The sequence below is a fragment of the Micromonospora cabrerizensis genome, from assembly GCF_022230955.1.
Classification (GTDB): domain Bacteria; phylum Actinomycetota; class Actinomycetes; order Mycobacteriales; family Micromonosporaceae; genus Micromonospora; species Micromonospora cabrerizensis.
Genome location: NZ_JAKKFI010000050.1, coordinates 150,632 through 159,237 on the forward strand (window position 1 = coordinate 150,632; position 8,606 = coordinate 159,237).

General features: G+C 73.4%; 8 protein-coding genes and 1 pseudogene. 4 read left to right on the plus strand and 5 right to left on the minus strand.

The window, feature by feature from the left end; translation table 11 throughout:
- Window positions 1–85 precede the first annotated feature (85 nt).
- Entirely contained in the window at window positions 86–1,012 is a 927-nt protein-coding gene (locus LADH09A_RS09240) for a DUF8832 domain-containing protein (RefSeq protein WP_238644452.1), read from the plus strand.
- A gap of 164 nt (window positions 1,013–1,176) precedes the next feature.
- Here LADH09A_RS09240 and LADH09A_RS09245 read toward each other — a convergent pair whose 3' ends face one another.
- Entirely contained in the window at window positions 1,177–1,593 is a 417-nt protein-coding gene (locus LADH09A_RS09245; protein ID WP_238644453.1) for a helix-turn-helix domain-containing protein, read from the minus strand.
- 242 nt (window positions 1,594–1,835) lie between these two features.
- Here LADH09A_RS09245 and LADH09A_RS09250 point away from each other — a divergent pair, with 242 nt between their 5' ends.
- Window positions 1,836–2,294 carry a hypothetical protein gene (locus LADH09A_RS09250; RefSeq protein WP_238644454.1) on the plus strand — a complete coding sequence of 153 codons (459 nt, stop codon included), beginning with the start codon at window positions 1,836–1,838 and terminating at the stop codon, window positions 2,292–2,294.
- On the opposite strand, the gene LADH09A_RS09255 is transcribed toward LADH09A_RS09250, so the two are convergent.
- Both LADH09A_RS09255 and LADH09A_RS09260 read right to left on the minus strand, forming a co-directional pair.
- Entirely contained in the window at window positions 2,291–3,451 is a 1,161-nt protein-coding gene (locus LADH09A_RS09255; RefSeq protein WP_238644455.1) for a class I SAM-dependent methyltransferase, read from the minus strand. The genes LADH09A_RS09250 and LADH09A_RS09255 overlap by 4 nt on opposite strands.
- Before the next feature lie 86 nt (window positions 3,452–3,537).
- Window positions 3,538–5,253 carry a DEAD/DEAH box helicase gene (locus LADH09A_RS09260; RefSeq protein WP_238644456.1) on the minus strand — a complete coding sequence of 572 codons (1,716 nt, stop codon included), beginning with the start codon at window positions 5,251–5,253 and terminating at the stop codon, window positions 3,538–3,540.
- 283 nt (window positions 5,254–5,536) lie between these two features.
- Here LADH09A_RS09260 and LADH09A_RS09265 point away from each other — a divergent pair, with 283 nt between their 5' ends.
- Window positions 5,537–5,992: a ferritin-like fold-containing protein gene (locus LADH09A_RS09265; protein WP_238644457.1), complete on the plus strand. Its 456-nt coding sequence runs from the start codon at window positions 5,537–5,539 to the stop codon at window positions 5,990–5,992.
- 69 nt (window positions 5,993–6,061) lie between these two features.
- Here LADH09A_RS09265 and LADH09A_RS09270 read toward each other — a convergent pair whose 3' ends face one another.
- On the minus strand, window positions 6,062–6,289 hold the full coding sequence (locus tag LADH09A_RS09270) for a DUF3107 domain-containing protein (protein WP_088950288.1): 228 nt from the start codon (window positions 6,287–6,289) through the stop codon (window positions 6,062–6,064).
- A 64-nt stretch (window positions 6,290–6,353) separates the two neighbouring features.
- Entirely contained in the window at window positions 6,354–6,992 is a 639-nt protein-coding gene (locus tag LADH09A_RS09275) for a TetR/AcrR family transcriptional regulator (protein WP_238644458.1), read from the minus strand.
- Window positions 6,993–7,141: 149 nt separating this feature from the next.
- Here LADH09A_RS09275 and LADH09A_RS09280 point away from each other — a divergent pair.
- Window positions 7,142–8,606 (plus strand): annotated as a pseudogene (locus LADH09A_RS09280) (hypothetical protein); the annotation flags it as partial.

The window sequence follows — 8,606 nt, forward strand, 5'->3', positions numbered from 1 at the left end:
GTGGGCGGTATGACCGACCAGCAGCCCAGCACCGTCCCCGGCGGGACTGTCGTGGACGAGGCGGGCCACGTGCTGGGCGTCGGCGGTGCCTGACCAGGTCTCCGCCGCGCCCGACCGGAGCACCCTCCGGCTGGCGCTGGTGGTCGGTGGGCTGGTGCTGGCGGTGCTGCTCGGTTTCGGCCTCGGCCGGATGAACACCACAGGCACCGCCACCGGCAGCCCGTCGTTGGCCGCCGATCACACCGACCCACCCGGCATCGGGCCGCACAACCACGGCAGCGCCACGGGCACCGATCAGAGCGCGGTCACCGAGCCGGGCGGTCTGGCGGTCAGCTCAGCCGGCTTCACCCTGGTGCCCCTGTCCACCGAGTTCGCGGCCGGTCGCCCCGGTCAGCTCCGCTTCCAGGTGCGCGACGTGCAGCGCCGGCCCGTCACCCGCTTCGCCGTCGTGCACGACAAGCCGATGCACCTCATCGTCGTCCGCCGGGACCTGACCGGCTACCAGCACCTGCACCCGACCATGGCGGCGGACGGCACCTGGTCGGTGCCGTTGACCCTCGCGCAGCCCGGGGTCTGGCGCGCGTACGCCGATTTCACCACCGTCGCCGACAACGGCGCGCAGACCGCGGTGACCCTCGGCGCGGACCTGGTCGTGCCCGGTGACTACCAGCCTCGTCCGCTGCCGGGGCCGGCCACCTCGACGACCGTGGACCGGTTCACCGTCGGCTACCAGGGCACCCCGCAGGCGGGGGCGACCGTACCGCTGACGTTCCGGGTCGACGGTGCTGGCGGCGCAGCCGCGCTGGAGCGGTACCTCGGGGCGTACGGGCATCTGGTGGCGTTGCGCGAGGGCGACCTCGGCTACCTGCACGTGCACCCGGAACCGGAACTGGTGGATGGCCAGATCAAGTTCTGGCTGACCACCCCCGGCCCCGGCCGCTACCGCCTGTACCTGGACTTCCAGGTGGGCGCGGAGGTCCACACCGCCGAGTTCACCCTCACAGTCCCCTAACCGCCCCCACCCCACCCCACCCCCCCGGGCCCCGGCCCGCCCCCCCAACTCCGTTGATCATGAAGTTATTGCCTCGCCGGGCGGCGTGTCGCAGCTATAACTTCATGATCAACGCGGGCTCGGGGGTGGGTGGGCGTGGGGTGGGGGGGTGGGTGGGGGTGGGGTTAGCCGGCGCGGCGGATGGGGCGGCGGGCCAGGTAGCGGAGCAGGTCGCGGATGTGGTGCTTCTCCTCGGCGGGGACCGTTGGGTCGGCCAGCCGGTCCAGGATGGCGCGGACGTCCGCCTCGACCGGGCCGTCGTCACTGCGGCGGCGGGGAGTGGGGCCGGAGTCGGGCAGCCCGAGCGCGCGGAACGCGGCAGCGACCGGTAGGTCCAGTGCGGAGCAGAAGCCGCGCACCTTGGCCAACTCGGGATAATCCTGCCAGTCACCCGCCAGCCACCGGAACACGGTGGAGCGTCCCACGCCCGTGTGCGAGGCAAGATCGGTCACTGTCCAGCCACGTTCGTCGCGAGCGTCGTCGATGGCGCGCCGGACGAAGCGGGCGAAGGCCATCTGCGGTGATACCTCGGCTGATCCCATCCCTGTGTGTCATTCCCCCCTGCGGCAGCACCGGGACGATGCGCCTTTTCGAGGGTAGTACGCGCATGGGCGGAAACAATTGACTGACCGCACAATCTGTCCCGTGGATGAGACTTTTTCTGCGGCAGCATCAAGCCAACTGAAAATTGCATCGAGCGATCATCATCGTTCTTCTACTAAGCTCGGTGCCCGTCCCGCCATGCCCCTGCCGCTTTCGACCGCACCACCGCCCGAGGAGCACCATGGCCGAACCGAGCCGCCCCCAGCCGTACCAGCCCGGTGCGGTGAGCCTCTTCTTCGTCGCCAAGGCTGGCGTCTTCGCCGCCGCGTTCTGGGTCTGGCTGCTGGTCCTGGTGCTCCGCACCAGTTCCGCGACCGGTCTCCAGGTGCTGGCAGCAACCGGCGCGATCACCACCACGCTGGTCGGGGTCGTGCTGGGTGCCCGGATGGCGTTGCAGTACAGCGCGGCCATCCGGCACGCCGAGACCAAGAAGCTGCTGGTCGACATCTCGTGGAACGCCTTCGCCGCCGCCGGCAACGCCGAGAGCACCGGCAAGGTCGTACCCTTCCCGACCGCCCCGGGTGACGGTGAACGGGTCAACCAGCGCAACGGCAGCGACCGGCTCTCGGTCCTCGAACGTGGCGCCGGCGAGCGCAACGGTGCCCGGGACCGCAGTGGCGGCAGCGATCGCCGTCGCTAGGCGGCGGGCTCCTCGGCGGCGAGGAGCAGGGTCTCCAGCCGGGGGGTGACCTGCCACTGGTCCACCAGCTCGCGGTACTCCGCGCTGTGCTGTCCGCTGGGCTCGCCACCGGTGCGGCGGGCACGGATCAGCAGGTTGCGCGGCGTGTGCTGGGAGTCGACGAACTCCACCACCTCGGCCCGGTACCCGTGCACCCTCAGCAACCCGGCGCGCAGCGCGTCGGTGAGCACGTCGGCGAAGCGCTCGCGCAGGATGCCCTGCCGGGTCAGCAGCTCGTACGGGGTCGGGGTGGGGTGGGCGCGGAGCTGCTTCGCCAGATCGTGGTGGCAGCACGGCGCGGCCAGCACCCAGCGGGCCTCCCAGCGCACCGCGCGGGCCAGCGCCTCGTCCGTGGCGGTGTCGCAGGCGTGCAGCGCCAGCACCAGGTCGGGTGCGGGGTCGACGACGGCGTCGGCGATCGTGCCGGCCACGAAGCTGATCTGGTCGGCCCAGCCCAGCCGCTGCGCCAGCTCGGTGTTGCGTCGCCGCTGGTCCTCCCGGACGTCCACGCCGATCAGTTTGACGTCGAGCCCTCGGCTCGACAGGTAGCGGTACGCGGCGAACGTCAGGTACGCGTTGCCGCAGCCCAGGTCGACCACCCGCAGCGGGCCGGTCAGATCGTCGGGCAGGGTCGCCGCCAGGGCACGCAGGAACGCGTCCACCTGGCGGCGTTTGGCCGCCGAGCCGCCGATCTCGGCGAAGATCGGGTCACCGGGGTCGAGCAGGTATTCCTTCGTCCGGTCGTTCCCACTCGGCGTGGCGGCCGGGCGGGACGTCGCCGCCCGGTGCACCTGCGCCTCGCCGGACTTGGTCACCCGCAGTTGCAGCGTCGCGTCGGCCGTCTCCACGTGCCAGTTGCCGAACGGCTCGGCCAGCAACTCGTCGACCGCCTGGACCGTCTCCGGGCCGAGGGCGACGTTGCGGGTGTACGGGCGCGTGCCGTCGGAGGTGGCGATCTGCATCCGCGGGCCGGCCTTGAGCGTCACCGGCCGTAGCTCGGCCCGAGCCACCACGGGATGGCGCCCACGGCGTCGTCCGGCGGCGACCGCCCGGGTCAGTGCGGGGTCGAGCAGCAGCGCCCGAACTTCGGTCAGGGCGGCGTCCAGTGGTTCCGGCATCGTTCCATCTTCGGCAGGTGGGGTGGGAAGGGAACATCCCCCGTACCGCGCGAGGCGGTGCGGGGGATGTCAGGTGTGGCTGTGGGTCAGTCCGCGGTCGCCTCGGCCGGCGTACCCGCGTCGGAACCGCCACCACGACGGCGCCGGCGGCGGCGCGGCTTCGACGGCTCGCCGTCGGACGCGGCAGCCGGCTCGGTGGGACCGGTGTCGGCGGAGATCACCGCGGTCGGCTCACCGGCAACCGCCTCGCCGGCCCGGCGGCGACGCCGGCGGCGCGGGGTACGGGCGCCTTCGTCGGTGCTGTCGGCGGCCTCGGCGATCGAGGGTGCCTCGGCCACGGCCGGCGTGCCGGCGTCGGAGCGGTCGCGGCGGCTGTCGCCCCGACCACGGCGCTCGCCCCGGCCTTCACCTCGCCCCTCGCCACGGCTCTCACCGCGTCGGGGGCTCCGGCCACCACCGCTGTCGCCCCGGCGGGAGCGCGTCGTCCCGCCCAGGTCCTCTTCGATCTCGGCGGACAGCCCGGCGCGGGTGCGCTCGGCGGTCGGCAGGGTGCCGCTGACGTCGGTCGGGATGTGCAGGTCGGTGTAGAGGTGCGGCGACGTGTGGTACGTCTCCGGCGGCTCCGGCATCTCCAGACCGAGGGTCTTGTCGATGATCCGCCAGCGCGGCATGTCGTCCCAGTCGACGAAGGTCACCGCGACACCCGTGGCGCCGGCCCGGCCGGTACGACCGATCCGGTGGGTGTAGGTGTCCTGGTCTTCGGGGCAGTCGTAGTTGATGACGTGGGTGACGCCGGTGACGTCCAGCCCTCGGGCGGCCACGTCGGTGGCGACCAGAATGTCGATCTTGCCGGCCCGGAAGGCCCGCAGCGCCCGCTCACGGGCACCCTGACCGAGGTCACCGTGCACCGCGGCGACCGCGAACCCGCGGAAGTCGAGGTCCTCGGCGACCCGGTCGGCGGCCCGCTTGGTGCGGGTGAAGATCATGGTCAGCCCACGCCCCTCCGCCTGCAGGATGCGCGCCACCACCTCGACCTTGTTCATCGAGTGGGTGCGGTAGACCAGCTGCTGGGTCTGCGGCGACGGACCGGTCTCCGCGGTGTGCCCGGCGTGGATCGTCATCGGCTGACGCAGGAACCGCCGGGACAGGGTGACGATCGGGTCCGGCATGGTGGCCGAGAAGAGCATCGTCTGCCGGTCTTCCGGGAGCATCGCCAGGATCTTCTCGACGTCGTCGAGGAAGCCCAGGTCGAGCATCCGGTCGGCCTCGTCGAGGACGAGCGCGTGCACCCGGTCCAGACGGAGGTGCTTCTGCTTCTGCAGGTCCATCAGCCGGCCCGGGGTGCCGACCAGGATCTCGACGCCCTTGCGCAGCGCGTCGATCTGCGGCTCGTACGCCACACCGCCGTAGATCGGCAGCACCCGGACGCCGCGCGTCCGGCCGGCGGCGGCCAGGTCCTTCGCGACCTGGATGCCCAGCTCACGGGTGGGGACGACGACCAGCGCCTGAGGGACGCCGTCGCTGCCCTCGCCCGGGGCGAAGACGCGGTCGAGCAGAGGTACGCCGAAACCGAGGGTCTTGCCGGTGCCGGTGGGCGCCTGACCGATCAGGTCGACGCCGCGAAGCGCGATCGGGATCGCGTACTCCTGGATGGCGAAGGCGCGGGTGATGCCGGCCGAGGCCAGGGCCTCGACGGTCTCGGCGCGGGCGCCGAGTGCGGCGAACGTGGGGGCCTCCGGTCGAACCGGGGCGGTGGGGGCCAGTTCCTGGCCGTCCAGCAAATCTTGAGTCAGGTCGCTCATGTGGATGTGGGGGTGCCCTCTCGTGGGTGCGCCCGTCATGTCCTCAGGGCGCGTTCGGTATGACGCGGGCCACACGGTCGGCGGCAGATTGCCGAGCCGGACCGGGCCGCACGCGCGCCGCGGGCTGAGCTTCGATCAGATCGGCGCCCACGGCAACTGCTCCATGCTACCTGAACAGGGATGCCCCCGTCCCGATTCCCATCCGGCCACTCGCCACGCGGGGCAAGCAATTGTGACCTACGTCACGCCAATCCAGCTCACGGGAGGCCAGTAGCCTGCGCTCGTGTCCACGCCGAGCACTCCCGGTCCCGCCGTCGCCGACCTGCTGGGCCTGGTCGCGTTCGGTGAACTGCTCGCCTTCGAGCGGATGGCCGGTGACGCCCGGCTCGCCCCCGACCTGCACCGCCGGGCCGCGCCGAACGAGATGGCCGCGGCCGAGATCGCCAAACCGGACCGGGCGCTGGTGCTGGACGTCCTGCACGACTCCCGCTACGCGGACTTCGCCGCGGCGGAGATCCGGCTGGCCGTCGCCGACGACCCCCGGGTGGCCGGCCGGCTCTCCATGTGGGCGCGGCGGCTGGTCGGCGAGGCGCCGTCCCAGGCGAACGGGGTCGCCGCCGAGCGGGCCGCCCTCACCGCGCTCGTCGCGCGGGGCGACCGGGTCGACGTGCCGGGGCTGTTCGGCAGGCTCACCGCCGCGCACACCGCACGGATGGCCGCCGCCGGGCTGAACAACTGACCGCCCGGGAGGCCGGCGCCGGCCTGCGGCAGGTGGGCCAACGCCGACCTGCCGCGATGGCCGGACCGGTCAGCGGACGGTGAAACCGACCGCCCGGGACGACGCCTCGGCGATCTCGACGTAGGCGACCTTCTCGACCGGCACGATGACCCGTCGACCCTTCTCGTCGGTCAGGGAGAGCGTGCCGCCGTTACCGGCGAAGGCGTCGGTCACGATCTGCTCGATCTCGGCCGGCGACTGCGCGCTGTCTACTACCAGCTCACGCGGCGCGTACTGCACGCCGATCTTGACCTCCACTGTGCCTCCTCAACTGGGGCGAAAGAACCGCCCTGCGAAGGCTATCCGATCACGGGGTCGGCGGTCAGGCTGACTCACCTTGCAGCGGGAAGCTCGCGATGCCCCGCCACGACAGCGCGGCCACCAGCGCCTCGGCCTCGGCCTTCGGCACCTGCCGGCCACCGGCCAGCCAGAACTGCGCGGCCGTCTCCGCCGCGCCGACCAGCCCGGAGGCCAGCAGCTCGGCGTGCGCCCGGCTCACACCGGTGTCCGAGATGATGGTGTCGGTGATCGCCGCGATGCAGCCCTGCTCGACCCGCTCCACCCGTTGCCGCACCGCCGGGTCGTTGCGCAGATCCGACTCGAAGACGAGCCGGAACGCCTCGCTCTCGTGGTCGACGAAGTCGAAGTACGCCCGCACCGACGCGCCGACGCGCTCCTTGTTGTCGCTGGTGCCGCGCATCGCCTCCTGCACCTGAGCGACGATGGCGTCACAGTGCGTGTCGAGCAGCGCCAGGTAGAGATCCATCTTTCCGGGAAAGTGTTGGTAGAGCACCGGCTTCGAAACCCCGGCCCGCTCGGCGATGTCGTCCATCGCGGCGGCGTGGTAGCCCTGCGCGACGAACACCTCCTGCGCCGCAGCGAGAAGCTGCTTACGGCGCGCGGAGCGGGGCAGGCGGGTGGGCCGTCCAGCGGTCTGTGCACCGTTCCCCGCAGCGGTCATGGGTTCCTCCGAGTTCTCCGTACGAGCCGGCATTTTCCCCCCAGACCGGGCGAGGCCCGTGACCACCGTCGTGGAAATGGCCCGCCGCTGTAACTTATCGCCACTCTCGGCACACGGTAGCCTCAGCGGGGGCGACCAAGGAGCGCGCGGTGAGTGAAACAGGTCAACCCGGAGCCGCTACCCCGGGAGAGCACGGTGACGGCGCGGGTCAGCACGACGACCCGAGCCGTTCCGTCAGCGGGTGGGCACCCCCGGCGGGTGGGTGGCCCCGAGCTGCCGACCCCGAGGATGCCCGGGAGCAGGCGCCGCGTTGGCAGCCCGACCCCGCGTCCGGCTGGCGCACCTCCTCCACCCGGCACGGCGACCTGCCGTCGCCCCTGGCCGGGCCGCCGGGTGACCTCGACCCGCCGACCCGGGTCAACGGCCACCACGCCAACGGTGTGCACCACCCCGACGAGGCCAACGGCGTCCGTCGTCCCGGTCTCGAACCGACCGTGGGACGTCCCACGCCGGTGAGCGCGCCCCCCGGGCTGCCCGCCGAGGGCCGACCCGAGCCGGCCAGCGACCGGCTGGTGGTGCCCGCCCAACGTCCCGTCCCGCGGGTGGAGCAGGGAGCCGACCAGCCTGACGGCTCCGCCCAACGCCCCGCCGCCGATCCGGCCACCTCGCACCGCGCCCGCTGGGCCGAGCCCGGGCTGCCCACCTCCGCACCGCCGGCCGTCCAGGTGCCGCCCGTCGGCACCGCCGCGTCCGGTTTCGAGGTGCCGCCCGGCTTCCACGCGCCCAACGCCGAGCGGCTGGCCGCCGACGACCCATCCGTCCCGTCCCGCGACTGGCGGGACCCACTCGCCCAGGAGCACCCGGCAGCGTCGGGACGCACCCCGGAGCCGGCCGGGCACGCCGACGCGACCGAGCCGGGTCGCGCCGCCGAAGGCCCCCGCCCGGGAGAGACGCACCGCGCCGGGGACGCGCACCGGGCCGGGGAATCGTCGGCCATCGAGCCGGACTGGTCGGGGCCGAGCTGGAACCGCCCCAGTTGGGGCGGCGGCTGGGCACCGCCCTGGTCCCGGCAGGAAGACGAGCCGGCCGGCCCGCCGACCAGGGACGAGTCCGCGCCGGGTTGGGTCGCCGAGCCCATCCAGCCGTACGAGCCGGTGCGGGCCGAGTCACCCCGCCCGTACGAGCCGGTCCGCGCCGAGCCGCCCCGCGGGTACGACCCCGTCCGGAGCGAGGCCGCCTCCGAGGTGGCGCAGGAGCGCCCGGCCGAACCGGGCAGCGTGCCTCCGGCCGACCGGCCGACCTGGGCCGCCCCGCCCACCGATCGCCCTCTCCAGGCTGTCGACCCGGGCCCACCCGCGACCGGCGAGCCGGGCGTGCCGTCGCCAGGCACACCACCGCTGACCCCGCCGGGCACACCGCCGCTGGCCGTGGAGCGCCCGGCCTGGGCCGGTGGCCCGACGCCGACCAGCGGCACACCGGCCGACCGGCCGTCCTGGGCCGGCTCCGGAGCCGGCCGTACGCCCCACATCGACCGGCCGTCGTGGGCCGGTGACGCGGCCGATCCCGAGCCCACCAGTGCCCCGCCGGCCCGGCCGTCCTGGGCCGGGGGTGCCG